The organism is Streptomyces sp. NPDC053513, assembly GCF_044544765.1.
In the GTDB taxonomy this organism is placed as follows: Bacteria; Actinomycetota; Actinomycetes; order Streptomycetales; family Streptomycetaceae; genus Streptomyces; species Streptomyces litmocidini.
Map to the genome: position 1 here is coordinate 64,539 of NZ_JBITXP010000010.1, position 20,402 is coordinate 84,940.

General features: G+C 75.3%; 19 protein-coding genes. 9 read left to right on the top strand and 10 right to left on the bottom strand.

The window, feature by feature from the left end; genetic code table 11:
* Positions 1-132 precede the first annotated feature (132 nt).
* On the bottom strand, positions 133-717 hold the full coding sequence (locus tag ACIGW4_RS19250) for a TMEM165/GDT1 family protein (protein ID WP_123458071.1): 585 nt from the start codon (positions 715-717) through the stop codon (positions 133-135).
* A 300-nt stretch (positions 718-1,017) separates the two neighbouring features.
* Here ACIGW4_RS19250 and ACIGW4_RS19255 point away from each other — a divergent pair, with 300 nt between their 5' ends.
* Genes ACIGW4_RS19255 through ACIGW4_RS19265 form a run of 3 tightly spaced genes read left to right on the top strand, consistent with a single transcriptional unit; the run spans position 1,018 to position 4,278 of the window.
* Positions 1,018-1,617 carry a TetR/AcrR family transcriptional regulator gene (locus ACIGW4_RS19255; protein ID WP_399581751.1) on the top strand — a complete coding sequence of 200 codons (600 nt, stop codon included), beginning with the start codon at positions 1,018-1,020 and terminating at the stop codon, positions 1,615-1,617.
* On the top strand, positions 1,614-3,161 hold the full coding sequence (locus ACIGW4_RS19260) for an MFS transporter (protein ID WP_399581754.1): 1,548 nt from the start codon (positions 1,614-1,616) through the stop codon (positions 3,159-3,161). Before ACIGW4_RS19255 ends, ACIGW4_RS19260 begins: the two co-directional genes overlap by 4 nt.
* Position 3,162: 1 nt before the next feature.
* The gene (locus ACIGW4_RS19265; RefSeq protein WP_359587105.1) at positions 3,163-4,278 is read left to right on the top strand and encodes a PP2C family protein-serine/threonine phosphatase; all 1,116 of its coding nucleotides are present in this window, start codon (positions 3,163-3,165) and stop codon (positions 4,276-4,278) included.
* Between the two features lie 13 nt (positions 4,279-4,291).
* Here ACIGW4_RS19265 and ACIGW4_RS19270 read toward each other — a convergent pair whose 3' ends face one another.
* Both ACIGW4_RS19270 and ACIGW4_RS19275 read right to left on the bottom strand, forming a co-directional pair.
* Positions 4,292-5,155 (bottom strand): carbon-nitrogen hydrolase family protein, encoded by an 864-nt coding sequence (locus tag ACIGW4_RS19270; RefSeq protein ID WP_123458067.1) that lies wholly within the window; start codon positions 5,153-5,155, stop codon positions 4,292-4,294.
* A 5-nt stretch (positions 5,156-5,160) separates the two neighbouring features.
* Positions 5,161-6,654, bottom strand: a complete 1,494-nt coding sequence (locus ACIGW4_RS19275; RefSeq protein ID WP_399581758.1) for an APC family permease — start codon at positions 6,652-6,654, stop codon at positions 5,161-5,163.
* Between the two features lie 137 nt (positions 6,655-6,791).
* On the opposite strand from ACIGW4_RS19275, the gene ACIGW4_RS19280 reads away from it, so the two are divergent.
* Both ACIGW4_RS19280 and ACIGW4_RS19285 read left to right on the top strand, forming a co-directional pair.
* A complete protein-coding gene (locus tag ACIGW4_RS19280) occupies positions 6,792-7,394 on the top strand; it encodes a TetR/AcrR family transcriptional regulator (protein ID WP_398711131.1) in 603 nt (200 codons plus the stop codon).
* Between the two features lie 185 nt (positions 7,395-7,579).
* Positions 7,580-9,472, top strand: a complete 1,893-nt coding sequence (locus ACIGW4_RS19285; RefSeq protein ID WP_399581761.1) for an alpha/beta fold hydrolase — start codon at positions 7,580-7,582, stop codon at positions 9,470-9,472.
* A gap of 234 nt (positions 9,473-9,706) precedes the next feature.
* On the opposite strand, the gene ACIGW4_RS19290 is transcribed toward ACIGW4_RS19285, so the two are convergent.
* Together ACIGW4_RS19290 and ACIGW4_RS19295 are read right to left on the bottom strand one after the other, a co-directional pair.
* A complete protein-coding gene (locus ACIGW4_RS19290) occupies positions 9,707-11,071 on the bottom strand; it encodes an NtaA/DmoA family FMN-dependent monooxygenase (protein WP_399581763.1) in 1,365 nt (454 codons plus the stop codon).
* Positions 11,068-12,183: an LLM class flavin-dependent oxidoreductase gene (locus tag ACIGW4_RS19295; RefSeq protein ID WP_398711137.1), complete on the bottom strand. Its 1,116-nt coding sequence runs from the start codon at positions 12,181-12,183 to the stop codon at positions 11,068-11,070. Before ACIGW4_RS19295 ends, ACIGW4_RS19290 begins: the two co-directional genes overlap by 4 nt.
* A gap of 706 nt (positions 12,184-12,889) precedes the next feature.
* On the opposite strand from ACIGW4_RS19295, the gene ACIGW4_RS19300 reads away from it, so the two are divergent.
* Entirely contained in the window at positions 12,890-14,068 is a 1,179-nt protein-coding gene (locus tag ACIGW4_RS19300) for an alpha/beta hydrolase (protein ID WP_359587110.1), read from the top strand.
* Positions 14,069-14,086: 18 nt separating this feature from the next.
* Here ACIGW4_RS19300 and ACIGW4_RS19305 read toward each other — a convergent pair whose 3' ends face one another.
* The 4 genes from ACIGW4_RS19305 to ACIGW4_RS19320 are packed head-to-tail and all read right to left on the bottom strand — an operon-like array spanning position 14,087 to position 17,280.
* Positions 14,087-14,671: a nucleosidase gene (locus tag ACIGW4_RS19305; protein ID WP_185094852.1), complete on the bottom strand. Its 585-nt coding sequence runs from the start codon at positions 14,669-14,671 to the stop codon at positions 14,087-14,089.
* Between the two features lie 49 nt (positions 14,672-14,720).
* Complete coding sequence (locus tag ACIGW4_RS19310) at positions 14,721-14,996, bottom strand: hypothetical protein (RefSeq protein ID WP_399581768.1); 276 nt, start codon at positions 14,994-14,996, stop codon at positions 14,721-14,723.
* A complete protein-coding gene (locus ACIGW4_RS19315) occupies positions 14,993-16,414 on the bottom strand; it encodes a VWA domain-containing protein (RefSeq protein ID WP_399581771.1) in 1,422 nt (473 codons plus the stop codon). Before ACIGW4_RS19315 ends, ACIGW4_RS19310 begins: the two co-directional genes overlap by 4 nt.
* Positions 16,411-17,280, bottom strand: a complete 870-nt coding sequence (locus ACIGW4_RS19320) for an AAA family ATPase (RefSeq protein WP_398711143.1) — start codon at positions 17,278-17,280, stop codon at positions 16,411-16,413. Before ACIGW4_RS19320 ends, ACIGW4_RS19315 begins: the two co-directional genes overlap by 4 nt.
* A gap of 183 nt (positions 17,281-17,463) precedes the next feature.
* Here ACIGW4_RS19320 and ACIGW4_RS19325 point away from each other — a divergent pair, with 183 nt between their 5' ends.
* Positions 17,464-18,804 (top strand): PP2C family protein-serine/threonine phosphatase, encoded by a 1,341-nt coding sequence (locus tag ACIGW4_RS19325; protein WP_399581776.1) that lies wholly within the window; start codon positions 17,464-17,466, stop codon positions 18,802-18,804.
* Positions 18,805-18,973: 169 nt separating this feature from the next.
* The gene (locus ACIGW4_RS19330; protein WP_123458056.1) at positions 18,974-19,306 is read left to right on the top strand and encodes a luciferase family protein; all 333 of its coding nucleotides are present in this window, start codon (positions 18,974-18,976) and stop codon (positions 19,304-19,306) included.
* Between the two features lie 19 nt (positions 19,307-19,325).
* On the opposite strand, the gene ACIGW4_RS19335 is transcribed toward ACIGW4_RS19330, so the two are convergent.
* Entirely contained in the window at positions 19,326-19,817 is a 492-nt protein-coding gene (locus ACIGW4_RS19335) for a PaaI family thioesterase (protein ID WP_399581780.1), read from the bottom strand.
* Between the two features lie 98 nt (positions 19,818-19,915).
* Between ACIGW4_RS19335 and ACIGW4_RS19340 the strand changes: the two genes are divergently transcribed.
* Positions 19,916-20,392 carry a winged helix-turn-helix transcriptional regulator gene (locus tag ACIGW4_RS19340; protein ID WP_399581783.1) on the top strand — a complete coding sequence of 159 codons (477 nt, stop codon included), beginning with the start codon at positions 19,916-19,918 and terminating at the stop codon, positions 20,390-20,392.
* Positions 20,393-20,402 lie beyond the last annotated feature (10 nt).

Genomic DNA, 20,402 nt, shown 5'->3' on the forward strand with positions numbered 1-20,402 from the left:
CCGGCCGGTCCGGGCCCCGCTGGGGGCCCCAGGCCCCGGGGGGGCGGGGGCGCCCCCGCCCCCCCCCCCCGGCCGCGCGCCCCCCCCCCCCCCCCGGGGGGGGGTGGGGGGGGCCCCCGGAGCCGGGGCCGCTCAGCCGGTGAAGACCTCGGTCAGCGACCAGATCGCGAGCCCCGCCATGCAGACGCCGCCGATCCGCTGCACGGTCTTGAGGGGGACGCGCTTGGCGATGAAGCGGCCGGCGACCAGGGCGAGGGCGGAGACCGTCGTCAGGGCGGCGAACGAACCGATCGCCGTCGACCAGGTGCCGTTGGTGGCGGCCAGGTTCGCGGTGGTGATCTGGGTCAGGTCGCCCCACTCGCTGATGAAGACGGCCATGAACGCGGTCGAGAAGACCGGCCAGAAGCCGCTGACCGTCCGGCCGCCCTCGTCGGCGTCGTCGTCATCGCCCCCGCCGCGCAGCAGCATGAAGGCGCCGAAGCCGAACATCAGGGCCGAGACGAGTTTGACGATCCAGCCCGGAAGCAGCCCGAGCAGGCTGCCGGCGCCCACCGCGATGGCGACGTGGGCCAGGAAGGCGGTGGAGGTGCCGAACCACACGTACAGCGGACGCATGCGCGTGCCCATGGCGAGGGACGCGAACATCGTCTTGTCGGGAAGCTCGGCGAGGAAGATCAGCCCGAAGGCGGTGAGGATCGCCAAGGGGTCGAGGTGCATACGGGGGCTCTCTGCTCGGTCCGGGCCCCGCGGCTCCGCACGACACCTCGGTGGGCGACGGGAGGACCACTCGGCCCGGCATGACGGACCACGCCCACGGGAGAACGCGGACGCGGCTGTTGCCTGGCCGAAGGTCTCGCCCGTCCGCGTGACGCGCAGACCCGGTCACCGGGAACCCGAGGGCTCCAGTGTGTCGACGACCGGTTCGCAGGGCTACTCCCCTTCGCTGTCGCCCAGTGTAACGGACGAGAGCGCGAGAACGGGTAGACACCGTCTACTCGATCTTGGTAGACAGTGTCTATGCCCCTGAAAGAGCAAGACCAAGAGCAAGAGGACGGGCTGCGCGACCGGCTCGTCCGGGTCGGCGTCGAGCTGGTGAACACCGAGGGCCTCCAAGCCCTCTCGCTCCGCGAGATCGCCCGCCGCGCCGGCGTCTCCCACGGCGCCCCGCGGCGGTACTTCCCCACCCACCTGGAGCTGCTCTCCGCCATCGCCCGCCAGGGCTTCGCCGAGCTGGCCGCCCGCGTCGCCGAGGAGGACCCCGAAGAGGCCACGGCCCGCGAGCGGATCGGGGTGCTCGCCCGCGTCTACCTCGACTACGCCGAGACCCGGCGCGGCATGTACGAGCTGATGTTCCGGCACGACCTGCTGGAGAGCGGACGGCTCGGGCTGCGCGAGACCAGCCTGCCCCTCTTCGCCCACCTCACCGGGCTCGTCGCCCGCGCCCGCCCGGCGGCCGACCCCGCCGTCGTCGCCGGCGTCCTCTGGGCCAACCTGCACGGCCTCGCACAGCTCTGGCACTGGGGCAGCCTCCGCCTCGCCACAGGCGGCGACGACCCGGGCCCCCTGCTGGCCGCCGCGCTCGACGCCCACCTCGGTCCCGAGGAGCCCGCCCCGTGAACCGCACCCTCGCCTGCAGCGTCGTCGGCGCCGCCGTCGTCGCCCTCGACGGCACGGTCCTGACCGTCGCCCAACCCGCCCTCCAGCGCGACCTGGGCGCCGAGGTCGGCCAGGTCCAGTGGACCAGCACCGGCTACCTCGTCGCCGTCGCGAGCCTCCTCGTCCTCGCGGGCCGCCTCGGGGACCGGTACGGCCACCACCGGGTCTTCGCCGTCGGAGCCCTCGGCTTCGCCGCCGCCTCCACCGGGATCGCCCTGGCCCCCGGCATCGGCACCGTGATCGCGCTCCGCGTGCTCCAGGGCGTCTGCGGGGCGCTCCTCCAGCCCGCCACCCTCGGCATGCTGCGCACGGTCTTCCCACCCGAGCGGCTGGCGACCCCGATCGCCGTGCGCACCGCCGCCATCGGCCTCGCCGCCGCGGCCGGCCCCCTCGTCGGCGGCGCGCTGGTCTCCTCGTACGGCTGGCGCGCGGTCTTCCTCCTCGGCGTCCCCCCGACCCTCGCCATCGGCCTCCTCGCCCTGACCCCACCGACTCGCCGGCAGCCGGATTCCCCCGACGGGAAGGGCCCCGATCCGCTCGACGCCGCATCCCGGCCGGACCACCGGCGGCCGGATTCCCCCGACGGGACGGGGTCCGACCCGCTCGGCCCCTCGCCCGCGCCGGATCGCCGACCGACGGATTCCCCCGACCGTCCGGCATCCGCACCCGCGCTCGACCCGCTCGGGGCCCTCCTGCTCGCCGCCGCGCTCGGGCTGCTCGTCCACGGTCTCGACGAGGCGTCCCGCCCCGGGGGCATCGGTTCCGCCGTCCTCTCCTGGGGCGCGGCTCTCGGCGCCGGGACGGCCTTCGCGCGGCACGAGCGGCGCGTCGCCGACCCGCTGCTGCCCCCGGCGCTGCTCCGGAGCGTGCCGGTCGTCGCGGGCCTCGCCGCGCTCCTCGCGGCCTCCGCGGGCCTCTTCGGCGCGCTCTTCGTGGCGACGTACTTCCTCCAGGACGTCCAGGGGCTCGACCCCCTCGACTGCGCGCTGCGCGTCCTGCCCCTCGCCGCCCTCATGGTCCTCGGCGCGCCGTTCTGCCCGCCGCTCCAGCGCCGCTTCGGCCCCCGGCGCACCGCCACCGCCGGAGCCGGACTGCTCACGCTCGGGGTCCTGCTGCTCTCCCGGCTCGACGAGACCGCCGGCGCGGTCCCCGTCGGCGTCGCCTCCGCGCTTCTCGGCGCGGGGTTCGTCACGCTCATGGTCACCGCGACCTCCGTCGTCGTGCACCGTGCCCCCGAGGCCCATGCCGGGGTCGCCGGCGGTCTCCAGCAGACCGCGATGAACGTCGGCCCGGCGCTCGGCGTCGCCACCGCGACCCTGCTCCTCGCCCTCGTGCCCGACGGCGGCTTCGTACCGGTCCGGGGCGCCGCCCTCCCGGCCCTGGCGGCGATCGCCGCCCTCACCCTCCCGGCCGCCCTGGCGCTGCCCGGACGGGCCGACCGCCGAGGGACACGCCCGGACCCGGCGGCACCCCGGCCCGGCGGACGGCCCTGCGTACGATCATGAGATGCCCGCAGCCGGTCACCGCCGTCCCCCCGGCGCGGCGGCGCGCACCCAGTTCAACCTCGGTCGCGCGCTGCCCTTCCTGGTCCTGGTCCTGACGGTCCTCGCCGATCTGCTCACCCCCGACCGGGAGCGCTTCGACCGGCTCCTCGTCGCCGCGCCCGCGCTCGCCGCCGTCACCTGGAGCGTGCGCGGGACCGTCGGCATCGGACTCCTCGCCATGGCCGTCCGCGTGCTCCTCGTCCCGACCCGGGAGGCCGCGTCGGCCACCGAGCTCCTCGCCAGCGAGACGGTGCTCGCGGTGGCGACCGCCGTCGCGGCCTGGGTCAGCCGGGTCAGGTCCCGCTACGAGCGGGACCTGCGGGAGGTGACCGCCGTCGCCGAGGTCGTCCAGCGGGTCGTCCTGCGCCCGCTGCCCGAGCGCCTCGGCCGCTTCGACCTGCACCTGCTGTACGTCGCGGCCGCGGCCAAGGCGAGGATCGGCGGCGACTTCTACGAGGCCGTCAGGATCCCCGGCGCGGTGCGCGTCATGCTCGGCGACGTCCAGGGGAAGGGCCTGGGCGCCGTCGAGACCGCCTCCGTCCTGCTGGGCTCCTTCCGCGCCGCCGTCAACGAGGCCCGCGACCTGGCGGACCTCGCGGACCGGCTCGACGAGGGCCTCGCCCGCTACGGCGCCTGGGACCCGGACTCCGACGCCGCCGAACGCTTCGCCACCGTCGTCCTGGTGGAGCTCCCCGACGGCCGTGACGTCGCCCGGCTCCTCAGCTGCGGCCACCCCGCCCCGCTGCTCCAGCGGGCGACCGGCGTCGAGCCCGTGCACTTCGCCGACCCCTCGCTGCCCGTCAACCTCGCCGGTCTCGCCGACAGCCACCACCGGATCGAGGAGGTGCCCTTCGGGCCGGGGGACCGGCTGCTCCTCTACACCGACGGCGTCAGCGAGACCCGCGACCGGGCCGGCACCTTCTACCCGCTGGAGCTGCGCCTGCGGGGCTGGGCCCGGGAACCGGCCGCGGAGCTGCCCGCGCTCCTCCACCGGGACCTCGCCGCCTACGGGGCGGACGGCCTGGACGACGACGTCGCCGCGGTCCTCGTGGTCCGCCCGCCCGCAGGGCCCGTCTGACGGGCCGTGCCGCTCAGTCGCGCTCCGGCACGGGCCGGAACGTGCCCCCGTACATGGGCAGTTCGATCCGGTCGCCGTAGCGGGCGAGCTGGGCCCAGGGCCGGTTGATGCCGGCGGAGCCGTACGTGCGGACGCGGGTGACGGTGTCGAGGTCGAGGACGTCGACGAGGACCTCCTCGCCGGTTCCCGCCTGCTGCCGGACGGTCCCCTCCGGGTCGACGATCACGCTCTGGCCGACGCCGGCCGGGTCGGCGGCGTTGACGTTGACGACGTACACCTGGTTCGTCCAGGCGTTGGCCCGGGCGCAGACCAGTTCCATCTCGCGGTCGCGGGTGGTGGTCAGCGTCGGCTGGATGATCACCTCGGCGCCCAGCCAGGCCAGTTGGCGCGCCGTCTCCGGGAACGAGCCGTCGTAGCAGATGGCGAGCCCCGCGCGGCCGATGCCGGGCAGGTCGAAGACGACGAACTCGCCGCCGGGCCGCGTCCGCTCGTACGGCTGCCAGGGGAAGACCTTGCGGTAGCGGGCGGCGATCTCGCCCTCGGGGGAGACGGCGAGGGCCGTGTTGTGGACGTGGCCGTCGTCGGTCTGCTCGTAGACGCTGCCGGGGACCAGCCAGAGCCCGGTCTCGCGGGCCAGGGCGGCGAGCCGGTCCGTCAGTGGGCCGGGGACCGGCACGGCAGCCTCCCGCATCCACTCCGCGCGGGACCGGAGCAGCGGAGCCTCCGCGGCGAGCAGCAGCTCCGGTACGACGACGAGCTGGACGTGCGGGAAGGTGTCGCGTACCGCGCGGACCTGGTCGGCGAACCGTTCCCAACTGGCCTCCGGGTCGTGGGCGACGGGCGTGGTCTGGAGGGCGGCGAGGGCGAGGGTGCGCATGGGCGTCAGTTCTCCGTGACGGACGGGGCGGTGACGGCCGTGCGGCCGTCCTGGAAGAAACGGCGGTGGCGGATGCGGACGAGCAGCATCACGACGCCGCCGAGGACGATCGAGCCGACGCCGAGGAGGAAGACCCCGCCGACTCCGCCGACCGACGTGGAGCCGTAACCGGGGTCGGCCATGTCGTAGGCGCTGCGGACGAACGCCGCCAGCATCATCAGGCCGCCGGTCGCCGGGAGGACGCCCTTGACCAGCAGGTCGCGCGGGGAGTCCCGCAGCTGCCGGCGGAAGTGCCAGGCGCAGGCGAAGCCGGTGACGCCGTAGTAGAAGGCGATCAGGAGGCCGATCGACAGGACGGCGTCGCCGAGGAAGTCGGCGGAGACCAGGGTGAGCAGGACCAGGGCGACGGCCGCCGCGGCTCCGCAGAACACCGTCCCGAAGGCGGGGGTGCGGAAGCGCGGGTGCATGCGGCCGAAGGCGGCGGGCAGGGCGCCGTGCGCGCTCATCGAGAGCGTGCTCCGGGGGGTGGAGCCCGCACAGGTCAGCAGGGCGCCGACGGCCGAGACGGCGATGGCGAGCGTGACGACCCGGCTCGCGGCGCCGCCGAGCACGGCGGGCGCGAGGCGGGTGAGGACGTCGGCCGCGTTCTCCTCGTCGCCCAGCCCGAGCCCGCCGGTGCCGGTCCCGGCGAAGGAGATCGCGGCGAACGCGGTGAAGAGATAGGTGACGAGCAGGATCAGGGTGGAGACGATCGCGGCCCTGCCGGGCGTGCGGTCGCTGTCGACGGTCTCCTCGTTGAAGGTGATCAGGGCGTCCCAGCCCCAGTAGACGAAGAGACAGAGGAGCACCGCCTCGGCGAAGGAGCCGAAGTCGTCGAAGGCGAAGGGGGAGACCCAGCCCAGGGACGGGGTGGCGGCGCCGTCCCGGGCGAAGGCGGCGACGCCGAAGGCGAGCATCGCGAGGAGCTGGAGGCCGAGCATGGCGTACTGGACGTGGGCGGCGAGCTGGATGCCCCGGTAGGCGATGGTGACGACCAGGGCGATCAGGGCCACGGCGAGGGCGGTCACCGCGACGGTGTTCCCGGCCGCCACGTCGAGGCCCAGGAAGGCGAGGACCGCGGAGGCGCCGACCTGGGCGAGCGTGGTCATCGCGAGGACGGTCGCGATCAGGACCGTCCAGCCGCCCGCCACCCAGCCGACGGCCGGGCCGAAGGCCCGTGTGTTCCACACGAAGGTGGTGCCGCAGTCCGGCATGCGCCGGTTGAGCTCCCGGAAGGCGAAGGCGGTGAGGAGGATCGGCACGAAGCCGAGGAGCAGGGCGGCGGGGGCCAGGTCGCCGACCACGAGGGTCACCAGGCCCAGGGTGATCGCGATGCTGTACGCCGGGGCGACGGACGCGAGCCCGAGGGCGATCGTGGCGAGCAGGCCGACGGAGTCGCCCCGCAAGCCCTTCCCGCCGGGTGGTGCCGCGGGGGACGGGGTGTCGGACGCGCTGGTCATGAGGGCCTCCTGGGTCAAGCGTACGGACGCGCCGTATTCGTTAAACGAGGATTTAAGGAATCTGCTGTCGTGCGGTCAAGACCTCGCGCTGTATCTTTTGGTTTCGGTTTAGTTCACGAGAAGGTGGAGGGGTTCCCGTGGCGCGGAACAAGGACCAGGGGGCCCGGCGCGCCCAGCTGGGCGAGGCCGCGGCGCGGGCCCTGCTCAACCGCGGGCTCGAAGGACTCCGACTGAGGGACGTCGCCGAGGAGGCCGGGGTCACGTCGGCCGCGGTCCTGTACTACTACGAGGACCTCGACGCCCTGATGTACGAGACCTTCCAGCAGGCCATGGAACGGTTCTGCCGGGAGCGCGAGGCGGCGGCCGAACGGCACGCCGACGCCCGGGAGCGGCTCGCCGGCTGCATCGCCTCCGGAGTGGCCTCGGGCCCCCAGGACCGACTGCCCCGACTGCTGTTCGAGTACTGGCCCCGCACGCTCCGCGACCCGAAGGCCGCCGCTCTCGACAGCGTCCTGACGGAGCGTCAGATCGGCGTCTACCAGGGGATCCTGGTGCTCGGCGAGGCCCAGGGCCACTTCACCCTGACGGACCCGGCCCGCCTCGTCGCCGCCAACTTCGTGGCGATGGAGGACGGCTACCAGATGGACGTGCTCGCCGGCCGCCGCTCGCCCCGCGAGGTGATCACCGCCCTGCACTCCTACGCCCGCGCGGCGACGGGATACCTGCCGGACGCGCCTTAGGGGGTGCCTTGCCGATCAGGCCGGGTCGCCGAACACCGTGCCCGGGGCGGCTTGTGTCGTTGACGCCCGGTTGCGCGTCCCGTGCGCCGTTCGTGCGCTCTGGTCGCTCCCTTCCCGGTACGTGAGGCTTGCGACCGTCCGCAGAACGGACCGCCAGCAGCCCAGTCGAGAGGAAACGGGTGCCCGTGCCCCAGGACAACCCCTTCGCCAACGGATCCTCCGAAGAGTTCCCCGGCTTCCCGGGCACCACGACGGGCCTCACCGCCGCCGAGGCCGCCCGCCTCACCGGCCGCGGCCTCTGGGCCGCCGACGGCACCGTCGACCCCGACGTGGCCCGCCTCGGCCGCACCCTCGCCACCGCCCTCCTGAACGCCGACGACGATCCCTGGACCCCGCTCCCCGCCGAACTCGCCGCGCGCGTCCAGGAGGTACGGGCCCGCGCCCTGCCCGCGTACCACCGCATCGAGGCCACGGACGGCATCCGCCTCTCCGCTCTCAGCCTCCGGCAGTCGGCCGCAGGCCCCCATCCGCTCGTCGTCGTCCCGGCCGGCTGGACCCCCCACGGCTGGCCGTTGTTCCTCTGGTCCTACCTCGACCTCGCCCGCAGGGGCTACCACGTCCTCGCCTACACGCCCCGCGGCCTCGGCACCCCCGGACTGCCCTCCACCTCCGAAGGCCTCGTCGACATCGCGGGACCCCACGACTGGGCCGACGGCTCCGCCGTCGTCGACTTCGCGATCGAACACCTCGCCCCGAGCGCGATCGGCTTCCTCGGCGCGTCCTACGGCTCCGGCATCAGCCAACTCGTCGCCGCCCACGACGACCGCGTCACCGCCGTCGTCGCCCTCAGCACCTGGGGCAACCTCGCCACCGGCCTCTACGACCACGGCACCCGCCACCTCGCGGCCGTGAAGGCCCTCCTCGCCCTCACCGGCGGTCCGGTGGAGACCAAGTTCGACAAGGCGAACCAGGAGGTCCTGGCCGACTTCCTCGCCGGCCGGAACCTCGACCGGGTCGTCGAGTGGGGCCGGCTGCGCGCCCCCGAGTCGTACCTCCACCTCACCAACGAGAACGAGACCCCCACCTTCTTCTCGAACGCCTGGCACGAAGGGCTCTTCGCCGTCAACCAGCTCCTGGAGACCTTCGACGGCCTCCGGGTCCCCAAGCGGCTCAACCTCTGGATCGGCGACCACACCGCCCCCGAGGGACCGGGACTCGTCGGAACCGAGCCCGGCAAGGAGAACCTCCCCCTGGCCGAGGCGTACGCCTGGCTCGACCACCACCTCAAGGGCGAACGCAACGGCGTCGAGGAGTGGGAACGGGTCTGCGGCCAGGTGATGTTCACGTACGTCACCGAACCCGTCCTCGACCCCGGCACCGGCGAGCCGACCGGCGAGAACCGCATCGTCGAGGAGGCCGCCCGGGAGAGCCGCGCCGACTGGAGCCGGTTCACCACCGGCGTCGAGGTCCTCGGCCTCACCGGCGACGGCGCGGGCGGCGCCGACGGCCGGCTCCTCCCCGCGGGCGAGACGTCGGCCCCCTCGGAGGTCACCGGCTGGCGCCGCTCGTTCCTCGCGGGCGTGGACACCGAGGCCACCGTCATGGACGGCCTCATGAGCACCGGCCAGGCGGAACGCGCCGGCAACCCCAAGACCTACGACACCCGCAAGATCGACCGCCGGCACGCCGTCGTCTGGACCACCGCACCGCTCACCCCCCTGACGGGCGACGGCGAGGTCGGCCGCCGCGTCCGGGGCGCCCCGCGGCTGCGCCTCACGGTCCGCTCCACGGCCGGCTCCGCCGGACTCGTCGCCCATCTCTTCGACGTCGCCGAGGACGGCACGGCCCGGATCATCACCCACGAGCCGCTCAACGTGTACGGGCTGACGCCCGGCCAGGACCGCACCGTGACCTGGCGGCTCCAGGCCGCCGCGTACGACATCGCCCCGGGACACCGTCTGATGCTGGTCGTCGACAGCAAGGACCCGCTGTACGGCGACGCCTCCGTGACCTGGACGCAGACCGCCTTCGGCTCCCCGGAGGGGGCACCGTCCTTCCTCGAACTGCCGCTGGGCTGAACCGGGGCGGGGGGGGGGGGGGGGGGGGGGGGGGGGGGGGGGGGGGGGCGGCGGGGCGGGGGGGGGGGCGCGGGGGGCCCCGCCCCCCCCGCCCCCCCGCGGCCGGCCCCGCCCCCCCCCCCCCCCCCCCCCCCCCCCCCGGGGGGGGGCCCCCCCCCCCCCCCCCCGCGCCGGGGGGGCTCCCGGGGGCCGGCGGGGGGGGCCCCCCCCCCCCCCCCCCCCCACGGCGCGGTGTCACACCGCCGGCGCGAGCCCCAGGTGCTCCCGCAGCGTCGTCCCCGTGTACGCCGTCCGGTACACGCCCCGCTCCTGGAGCTCCGGCACCAGCAGGTCGACGATGTCGTCGAGTCCGTCCGGCACCAGGTACGGCGAGATGTTGAAGCCGTCGACGGCGCCGTACCGGGCGAACTGGGCGAACTTCTCCGCGAGCCCGGCCGGGGTGCCCACGTGACCGCGCTGCGGACCGAGCTCGATGACCGTCTCGCGCAGCGACCAGCCGTTGGCGTCGGCCTTCGCCCGCCACTCGGCCACCGTGTCCAGGGTCGCGCCCAGCTGGCGGGTGCCGAACTTCCCGTCGTACTCGGCGACCACCGGATCCTCGGCGGGCAGCGGCCCGTCCGCGTCCCGCCCGGACAGGTCGAAGCCCCACAGCCGGCTCGCGATGCCCAGCGCGACGGCGGGCGTGACCTGTTCGAGGCGGACCCAGCGGGCCTTCTCCTCCGCCTCCTTCTCGGTGGCCCCGATGACGATCTCCGTGCCCGGCAGGATCCGCAGGGCGTCCTCCCGACGCCCGGCCGCCCGCAGCCGGCCCCGGACGTCCTCGGCGAAGGCCAGCGCGTCGTCGAAGTCCGTACCGTGCGCGGAGAAGATCACGTCCGCGTTGCGGGCGGCGAAGTCCCGACCCTCGCCGGAGTCGCCCGCCTGGAAGATCACCGGATGCCCCTGCGCGCTGCGCGGCAGCGTCGGCGCCAGATCGACGTCGAAGTGGTCGGTCCGCGACCGTACGCGTCCCACCGCGCCCGGCACCGACCAGGACCGGGCCTCGGCGGAACCGGCGACCGCGCCCTCCGCCCAGCCGTTCCACACGGCGCGCGCGACGGAGAGGAACTCCTCGGCGCGCCGGTAGCGGTCGGCGTGGTCGAGGAAGCCGCCCCGCCGGAAGTTCTCGCCGGTCCAGGCGTTGTGGGTGGTCACCACGTTCCAGCCGGCCCGGCCGCCGGAGAGCAGGTCGAGCCCCGCGAGCCGCCGGGCGAGGTCGCCGGGCTCGTTGAAGGTCGTGTTGGAGGTGGAGACGAGACCGATCCGCTCGGTAGCGGCGGCGAGCGCCGACAGCTGGGTGATCGAGTCCGGACGGCCGGCGACGTCCAGCTCGTGGATGCCGCCCTCGGACTCGCGCAGCCGCAGGCCGTCCCCGAGGAAGAACGCGTCGAAGAGTCCGCGCTCGGCCGTCCTGGCCACCCGCAGGAAGGACGCCGGATCGATCTGGGAGCCGCTGGACGGGTCCGACCAGATCGTCCAGTGGTTGACGCCCTGGAAGAACACCCCGAAGTGCAGCCGGGCGTCCGGGCGCGGGACGTCGTTCACGTCGGCGCGGGTCATCGGGTCTCCTCCTCGACGAGCGCGGCGGCACCGTCGGTCGTGAAGCGGCTGAGGGGCCGGGGGAGCCCCAGGGCGGTGCGCAGGGTGGTGCCCGGCAGCGGGCGGGCGGCGATCCGCCGCACGAACAGCTCGGGCAGGACGAGACGGGAGAGCACCGCCAGGTCCTCGTCGAGGACGAGCGGCCGCAGCCGCACCCCGTCGACGTGGCCGCCGAGCTCCGCCAGAAGGTCCACGAGACCGGCCGCGGAGCCGGTGTACCGCAGCCGGTCCGGGCCGGCCTCCCACGGGGAGTACCGCTCCAGGTCGGCGATCCGCTCCCGGGCCGTCTCGCCCGGGGTGTCGAGGGCGACCTCCAGCTCGGCGAAGGCGAGCGGCGCGCCGGCGGCCGCGGCCGCCGCGCCTGCCTCGGCGGGCGTGGCCCCGCCGACCAGCGCCACATCGGCGAGACCGGCCGGGACGAGCCCGGGGCGGGCGAGCACCACGGGCCGGCCCTGCGGCGGGCGCGGCACGATCGAGGGGCCCTTCACGGAATACGTCTCTCCCGTGAAGTCGATGGCGTGGAGCCGCGACCGGTCCAGATAGCGGCTGGTGGCCACCGACCGGATCACCGCGTCGTCCTCCCACGAGTCCCACAGGTCCCGTACGACTCGGAGACCGTCACGCGCCTCACGGGCGAGGGCGTCGGCACCCTCGACGACCGGCCGTCCCCAGGCGCGCGCGGCGGCCGGGTCCTCCTCGACCCCCACCACCCAGCCGGCCCGGCCGGCCGAGACGTGGTCGAGCGAGGCGAGCTGCGAGGAGACGTGGAACGGCTCGGCGTACGTGGTCGCCACGACCGGCGCCACACCGAGGACGCTCGTCGACGCGGCCACGAACGCGGCCCGCTCCACCGCGCCGATCCGGCCCACGGGATCGTCCGCGGAGCCCGGGGGCAGGATCGAGTCCTCCAGGGTGACCAGGGTGAACCCGGCGTTCTCGGCGACGGCCGCGACCCGGGCGAGCCGACGCGGGGTCAGCAGCTCGCCGGGGGAGTGGGCGGCACGGCGCCACGCGGCGGGATGGGCACCGTCGCCGTCGATCTCGACGGCCAGGTGCAGGGCGGGGCGGGGCATGGGAGTCCTTCCGAACGACAGGGACGCGCGACGGCACGGCAGCGGCGCGGGGCACGGCTGCACGGGGCCGGGCGACGGGACGTCACGGGACGCGCGGACCCACGCGGGGCGGGGTCAGGCGCGAGGGGAAGGACAGATGGCCGAGGAGGTACGGCAGAAGTCGACGTGCCGGCGGCAGACCAGACGGGCACGCGAACGGGCGGGGACGTGCGCCACGGCGATCACTGCGAGCACGTGCGCCTCCCCCCGGTTCCGGTCCCGCCCGGGTGCGTGGACGGGAACGCCTCACCATAGGCAGGCCGCCTTCCGCACTGTCAAGGCCGTCCCGCCCGCCGGGACGTCAGGACGGCACGTGGGGGACGGAGTTGGGCCGCCGACCACCGGGCCTCCGAGGGGGAAGGTCGCCGGCACGTGCCGGGCGGGGGCACACCGGACCGTGCCGGGTGGGATCCTGCCGTGCCGCCGGGCGGGAACCTGCCGGCCTGTCCGGGCCGCAGCCGGCTGGTCCGTTCCGGGGGCAGCCCGCTGGTCCATTTCGGGGGGCAGCCCGCCGATCCGCCCCGGCCCGGTACCCGCCGATCCGCTCCGCTCCGCCCCGGCGCCCGTCGGTCAGCCTCGGGGCGGATCCCGTGTCCGCCCCCGGGCTGACCGAAGGTGGGCCCGGGGGCGGACGCGTCGGTCCGGCCCCCGCGCCTAGCGTGCTCGCATGATCCGAATCACCAGGGCGGCCGCGGCCGCCGTTCTCGTCTGTTCCCTCGCCTTACCGGCCGGCGTCGCCACCGCGGCCGTCCCGGACCGGCCCACCACGGGCGCTCCGGTACAGGCCGCACAGGCCGAGCAGGCCGCCACGCTGCCCGCCCCCACCGGGCCGTACGCCGTCGGCAGCGCGGTCCTGCCGCTCGTCGACCGCTCCCGTACCGACCCCTGGGTGCCCACCGCCGACGGCCGGGCGCTCATGGTCACGCTGCACTACCCGGCCGCCCGTCCCGGCGGCGGCCGCCCCGCCCCGTACGCCACCGGGGAGGAGGCGCGGCTGCTGGCCGAGCAGCTCGGGCCCGGTGTCTCCGGAGACGTGCTCGCCCGCACCCGCACCCACAGCAGGACCGGCGTCGGGCCCGCGCCCGGCCGGCACCCCCTGGTGCTGCTCTCGCCGGGCTTCAGCGTCTCCCGCTGGACGCTCACCCACCTCGCCGAGGACCTCGCCTCGCGGGGGTACGTCGTGGCCTCCGTCGACCACGCCTACGAGTCGTACGGGATCAGCCTGCCCGGCGGCCGCACCCTCACCTGCGTCGCCTGCACGGCCCTCGAGGGCGGGGTGCACGGCAGTGTCGTCACCTCCACGCGCGCCGCCGACGTGCGGTACGTCCTGGACCGGCTGACCGGACCGAAGCCCGTCCGGCGGTACGCGGACATGATCGACCCGCGCCGCGTCGGCATGGCCGGCCACTCCATCGGCGGGGCGAGCGCGGCCTCCGCCATGGTGGCCGACCCGCGCATCGACGCCGGGATCAACATGGACGGCGCCTTCTGGGAGGACCTCCCGGCGGAGGGCCTGCGGGGCCGACCGTTCCTGATGCTCGGGACCCACGACGGCATGCACCTGCCCGGCGGGCAGGACGCCAGCTGGGACCGGACGTGGACCGCGCTCGACGGCTGGAAGCGCTGGATCACGGTCGCCGGATCCGAGCACTTCACCTTCTCCGACGGTCCCGTGATCCAGCGTCACTTCGGTCTGCCCCAGCCGGAACTGCCCGCCGACCGGGCCGTCGCCGTCACCCGGACCTACGTCGCGGCCTTCTTCGACCGGCACCTGCGCGGGCTCCCGCGCCCGGTTCTGGACGGCCCGACGCCCGCGAACCCGGAGGTCCACTTCCAGCACCGCTGAGACACGGCCGGGCGGGGGTCAGGAACGGTACGGGGTGTTCGCCTCCGCCCAGTCGGCCAGCGCCCGCGCGCACTCGGCGACCGATTCCCGCCAGGTGCGCGCGGCACCCTCGCCGGCCTCGTCGCTGACGTGCTTCACGATGCGCAGCGGCACCCCGGCGAGCTCCGCCGCCGCGGCGAGCGCGTACCCCTCCATGTCGACCAGCGGCGCCCGCTCGGCGAGCCGGGCGCGGGCCGCCTCGTCCGAGACGAACGTGTCGCCGGTGGCGAGGACCACGTCACCGCCGTCCGGCAGCGTCAGCGGAGCGCCGTACGCCTCGCCGGTCAGCGTGGCGAGCAGCTCGCCGTCGAGGTCGTGCTGCACCACCGTGCCGACGACGTGCGTCCCGGTCCAGCCGGGCCGCAGGGCTCCGGCCGTCCCGAGGTTCACGATCCCGGACGGCCGCGGGCCCCGGCCGAGGACGGTGGCGAGCGCGGTCGCCGCGTTCACCTTGCCCATGCCGGTGAGCAGGACGGGCAGCTCCGTGTCGAGGAACTGCGCCTCCTCCTTGACGGCGAGGACGAGCAGGGGGCGGTCGGCCGTGATCTCTCCCAAGAGTTCCATGGGGGCCACGCTAGTTCGAGGGACCGTCCGTCGTACAACCGGGCGGCCCTCAGCCCGGGGAAAACCCCTGCTCCGCCGGCGCCTCGCCCGGCACGCGCAGGGCCTTCGGCCCCACGCCGTGCAGCGCGGCGGGCGCGCCGGCGGGCTGCGCGAGCCGGGTGCGCCCGGCCGCGACGAGCGCGCGGGTCGCGGGCGCGCCGATGCCACGGGGGAGGTCCGTCTCGGGCCGGACGGATCCGTCCGCGATGGACGGATCGTGGCACGGGGAAGGGCGGAGCGGCGGGCCGGCCGACGGCGCGGGGGCGGAGGCGGACCCCGCCGTCACACCGGGAGCAGCCGTCCGATCAGCTCCCCCAGCTGGCGGGCGTTGCGGCACGGGCGCATCTCCACGAGCTCGGCGTAGGCCGGGGCCACCGAGTCGCCCGTCCCCCAGAGCGAGGGCTGCTCGGGGTTGAGCCAGTGGACCCGGCGCGCGCGGTCCGCGACGAGACGCAGCGCCGCGAGGTTCGGGTCGGCGCCGTTGGTGCGGGCGTCGCCGAGGACGAAGACGACCGTGCGCGGACCGATCGCCTCCGCGTACCGCTCGGCGAACTCCCCGAGCGCCGTCCCGTAGTCGCTCTGCCCGTGCCACCCCGTGAGCTCCGCCTCCGCGAGGATGCGGTCGCCGAGCCCCGCCGGATCGGCCGGGCCCCGCGCGATCAGCCCGGTCACCTCGTCCACGCGGTTGACGAAGGCGAAGACCCGCACGCGGCTGAACTGGTCGTGCAGGGCCTGCACCAGCAGCATCGTGAACTGCGCGAAACCGGCCACCGAGCCCGACACGTCGCACAGCAGGACCAGTTCGGGGCGCCGGGGGCGGCGCCGGCGCAGGACCGGGCGCACCGGCACGCCACCGGTCGACAGCGAGCCGCGCAGGGTCCGCCGCAGATCGATCTCCCCGCGCGCCGCCCGGCGCCGCCGCGCCGCGAGCCGTGTGGCCAGCTTCCGCGCCAGCGGCCGTACCGTACGCCGCAACTCGTCCAGCTGTGCGCGTCCGGCCAGCAGGAAGTCCACGCCGTCCGCCGTCCCCGCGACCGCCCGCCGCGCGACCCGGTCCCGGCCCTGACGCTCGGCGACGCGCCGCCGGGCCTCGGTCCGCACGCGCTCCCGGAAGGCCTCGATGCGCCGCCGGATCTCGTCGTCGAGCAGCCGCTCGGTGAACTCGGGGTCATCGGCCGTGGTCGTCGCGCGCAGCCGCTCGCGCACCCGGGCGAGCAGCGTCTCGGGGCGCAGCCGGGAGAGCGTCCGGTACGAGGACCAGCCGTCCGACTCCGGACCGGAGCCGTAGCCGCCGAACCCGCCCACGGCCTCGGCGGCCAGCCGGTCGAGGGCGGCGCCGTCTCCGGCGGTGAGGGCCTCGGCGAGCCGGTCCCGCAGCGCGGCGAGGTCGGCGGGGGTGTTCTCGTACGCCCCGGCCGGGCCGGGCGCGCCGCCGAGCGGGAAGTACAGGTCGAAGACCTGGTCGAACACCGTCCGTTGGCCCTCTCCGTGGAGCAGCGTCGCCGCCAGCGCCTCCCGGACGAGCTCCCGTTCGGCGAAGCCGACGGCTTCGAGGGCCAGCCCCGCGTCCACGGTCTCCCCGGTCCCGATCCCGAACCCGTGCGCGCGCAGCGCGGCGACGAGCCCGGTGAGCCGCGCCACGGGCCCGGCGGCGTCCGCCGGGCGGTCCGCGCCGGCCGGGCCGTCCCCGTCCGCCGGGCTCACACCAGGTCCAGGTCGAGTTTGGCCGCCGCCTTCACGATGTCCTCCTGGTGCTTGAGGAGGACGCCGAGGGTCTCCCGTACGACCCGCTCGTCCAGCCGGTCCGCGCCGAGCGCGAGCAGCGTGCGGGCCCAGTCGATCGTCTCCGACACGGACGGCGCCTTCCGCAGGTCCATCGCCCGCAGCGCCCCCACGACCCTTACGACGGACGCGGCGAGTCCGGCGTCGAGGCCGGGGACCTTGAGGGTCACGATCCTGCGCTCCAGCTCCTCCTCGGGGAAGCCGATGTGCAGGAAGAGGCAGCGGCGGCGCAGCGCCTCGGACAGTTCGCGGCTGGCGTTCGAGGTGAGCACGGTGAACGGCCGCCGCGTCGCCGTGATCGTGCCGAGCTCGGGCACGGTCACCTGGAAGTCGCTGAGCACCTCCAGGAGCAACCCCTCCACCTCGACGTCGGCCTTGTCGGTCTCGTCGATCAGCAGCACCGTCGGCTCCTCGGAACGGATCGCGGTGAGCAGCGGGCGGGGGAGCAGGAACTCCTCGCCGAAGATGTCCGTCCGGGTCTCGTCCCAGGACTCGCCCCGGCCGGCCGTGATGCGCAGCAGCTGCTTGGCATGGTTCCACTCGTACAGCGCGCGGGACTCGTCCACCCCCTCGTAGCACTGCAACCGGACCAGCCGTGCCCCCGTGACCTCCGTGACGGCCTTGGCGAGCTGTGTCTTGCCGACGCCGGCCGGGCCCTCGACGAGCAGCGGCTTGCCCAGCCGGTCGGCGAGGAAGACGGTGGTGGCGACGGCCGGCGACGCGAGGTAGCCGGTTGTGGCGAGCCGTTCGGCGACGTCGTCGACGGAGGTGAAGAATCCGGTCGTCATGGCGGTCCCCCCGGGGAAGCGGAATCTCTTACTGGCCAGTAGCCTCAGCTGTACTTGATCAGATCGGGCACCGCCGCACAACCGTCCCGCGCGAGCTCCGCGCCGGGCGCCGGGCGGTCGGGCGGTGGTGCAATGGGGGGACCGGGCGCGCGGCCCGGAGGCCCGCACGGCGGTGGAGGTGTCGTGACGGAACGGGACGAGGCCCTCTCGACCAGGGCACGGGCCCTGGAGCAGGCGATCGGCGAGATCGGCACGACACTCGACGAGACGACCACCTGCCGTGAACTCGTGGCCTTCCTCGCCCACCACCTCCACGGCGCCGTCACGGTCGACCTGCTCGACGAACAGGGAGCCCCGGCCCGCCGGGCGGCTTCGGCCGACGTCCCGCCCTCCGGAGCCCCGGCCCGCCGGGCGGCCTCGGCCGACGTCCCGCCCTCCGGAGCACCCGCCTCGGGCCCGGCGGCCTCCGGGGCTTCTCCCGACGGCCCGGTCGCCTCCGGTGCCTTCGCCCCGGGTCCGGCCGTCTCCCGGGCCTCCCGCGCGGGGGCGGACGAGACCCAGGCTTTCCGCGTGGGGGCGGACGAGCCCCGGGTCTCCCGCGCGGGGGCCGACGAACCCCGGGCCTCCACCGCGCCCCCGGACGTCCCCAGTCTCGCCGTCCCCCTGGCCGTCCACGACGAGGCCCCCCTCGGGACCGTGATCGTCACGCGCCACGGGCCCGGCTTCTCGGCCGACGAGGTCGCGGTCCTCCGGCAGGCGGCCCGGCTGGCCGCCCGGCACCTCGGGCACGCCCGCCGTCTCGTCGCCACCGAGGACACCGCACTCCACCTCCAGCGCGCCCTCGTCGCCGAACCCGGCCGGCCGCACCCCAACCTGGAGATCGCGGGCGGTTACCTCCCGGCGGGCCCCCGCGCCCTCGTGGGCGGCGACTGGTTCGAGACCGTGCGCCTCCACTTCGGCCGCAGCCTCCTCGTCGTCGGCGACGTGATGGGCCACGGGCTCGACGCGGCCGTCGACATGAACGCCTACCGCTCCGCGCTCCGCGAGGCCGCCGCGACCGATCTGCCGCCGCACCGGGTGCTGCGCCACCTGGACTCGGTGGTCGCCGAGGACGACGCCCGCCGCCCCGCCACCTGCCTGCTCGTCCAGGTGGACCCGGCGCGCGGCACCGCGACCTTCGCCAGCGCCGGGCACCTGCCGCCCGCCGTGTTCGGCCCGGACGGCTCCGCCGAGATCGTCGACCTCCCGGTGGGGCCGCCGCTGGGCACCGGCGTCGGCGGCTACGAACCCACCACGCGCCCGCTCGCCCCGGGCGAGACCCTGCTGATCTTCACCGACGGCCTCGTCGAGCGGCGCGGGGAGGACATCGACCTGTCGCTCGCCCGCCTCGCCGCCCTCCGGCTGCCCGCCGGCTCCGGCCCCGAGCGGGTCGTCGAAGAGGTGCTCCACCGCCTCGGCGCGCATCACGCGGAGGACGACGTGGCCGTCCTCGCCGCCCGCGTCCGCACCCGCCCCGCGTCGTGACGCAGGGTCACCCCGCCCCCACGCGCAGCCGTGACGGACGGTCACGCCACCTCCGCCGACGACCTGTTTCACGCCGCGGCGCGATTGTTGCGGTAGGACGCTTGTGCGCGGCCCCGTGGCCCGGCACGCTCCTCGTATGAACACGGCCAGGCATGCCAGTGAACGTCTGATGAGCTGGCCCTCGCTGACCCCCGGCCGCGCCCATTGCGGCGCCGAGCTCGGACTGGGCACCGGGACGCAGGAGATCGTCCATTTCCACGGTGAACACGAGGCGGACGTCCATCTCACGCGCGCCATGGTCGCGAAGCTGCGCCCGGCCCTCCTCGGGTCGAGCGCGGTCCGGCTGCGGGCCGGATCGGGCTGGGTGACGGTCCGTCTGGACATGGGCTCGGACATCGACCTGCTCGCCACCCTGGTGAGCGCCGCCCTCCAGGCCAGCGGCGTCCCCGACGTCGCCCCGGACAGCTGCACCCGCACCCTCCCGGTCCCCGGCGCCCGCTGAATCCCCGGGCGCCGGAGGGTCACGAGGGGACCGGGAAGAGCATGCACGTGCTCGTCGCGTGGGCGAGGAGCCGGTCCTCCGCGTCGTACAGGCTCGCCTCCGCCAGTGCCGTGCGCCGCCCCTGGGACAGCACGGTGCCGACGGCCCGTATCTTGCCCGTGTCCATCGTGATCGGGCGGAGGAAGCGGGTCGACAGGTCGAGCGAGGTGTACGCCGTGCCCTGCGGGAGCGTGCTGTGGACCGCGCAGCCGGCGGCCGAGTCGAGCAGGGTCGCGTAGATCCCGCCGTGCACGCTGCCGATCGGGTTGTAGTGCTCCTCGCCGGGTTCGAGCGCGAACACGGCGCGTCCCGGCTCGACCTCCTCCAGGGTGAAGCCGAGCAGTGCGGCGATCGGCGGCCCGGGCAGCCGGCCCGCCACCATCTCCCGCAGGAAGTCGATGCCCGCCATCGACCTCGCGGCGCGCGCGGTGGCCCCGGCGTCCTCCCACTCGACCGTGCGTGACCGCCCCATCACCACTCCACTCCGCCGACCGTCTGACTCTGTATGGCGAAGCTAGCTTCAGTGTCAGCTGACTGTCAACGACAGAGCCAGGTGGCTACAGTGGACGGATGAACTGGCTGGAGACGGACACGGAGAACTGCCCGGTCCGCCGTGCCCTGGACGTCGTGGGCGAGAAATGGAGCCTGCTCATCCTGCGCGAGGCCTTCAACGGCGTCCGCCGGTACGACGAGTTCCGCCACCACCTCGGGCTCTCGGAAGCCGTCCTCGCCGACCGCCTCCGCAAGCTCGTCGCCGCCGGGGTGCTGCGCAGCGAGCCCTACCGCGAGCCCGGCGCCCGCACCCGTAAGGAGTACCGGCTCACCCGCAAGGGCGTCGACCTCTGGCCCGTGCTCCTCGCCCTCAAGCAGTGGGGCGACACCCACGCCGCAGAGCCCGAGGGCCCGGTCCTCGACATCCGGCACACCGACTGCGGCGCGCCCGTCCGCGTCGTCGTCCAGTGCGAGGGCGACGAACGGGCCACCCTCACCGCCCGCGACGTCACCGTCCGCCCGGGCCCCGCCGCCCGCCGCCTCCCGACCGGCTGACCCGACGCTG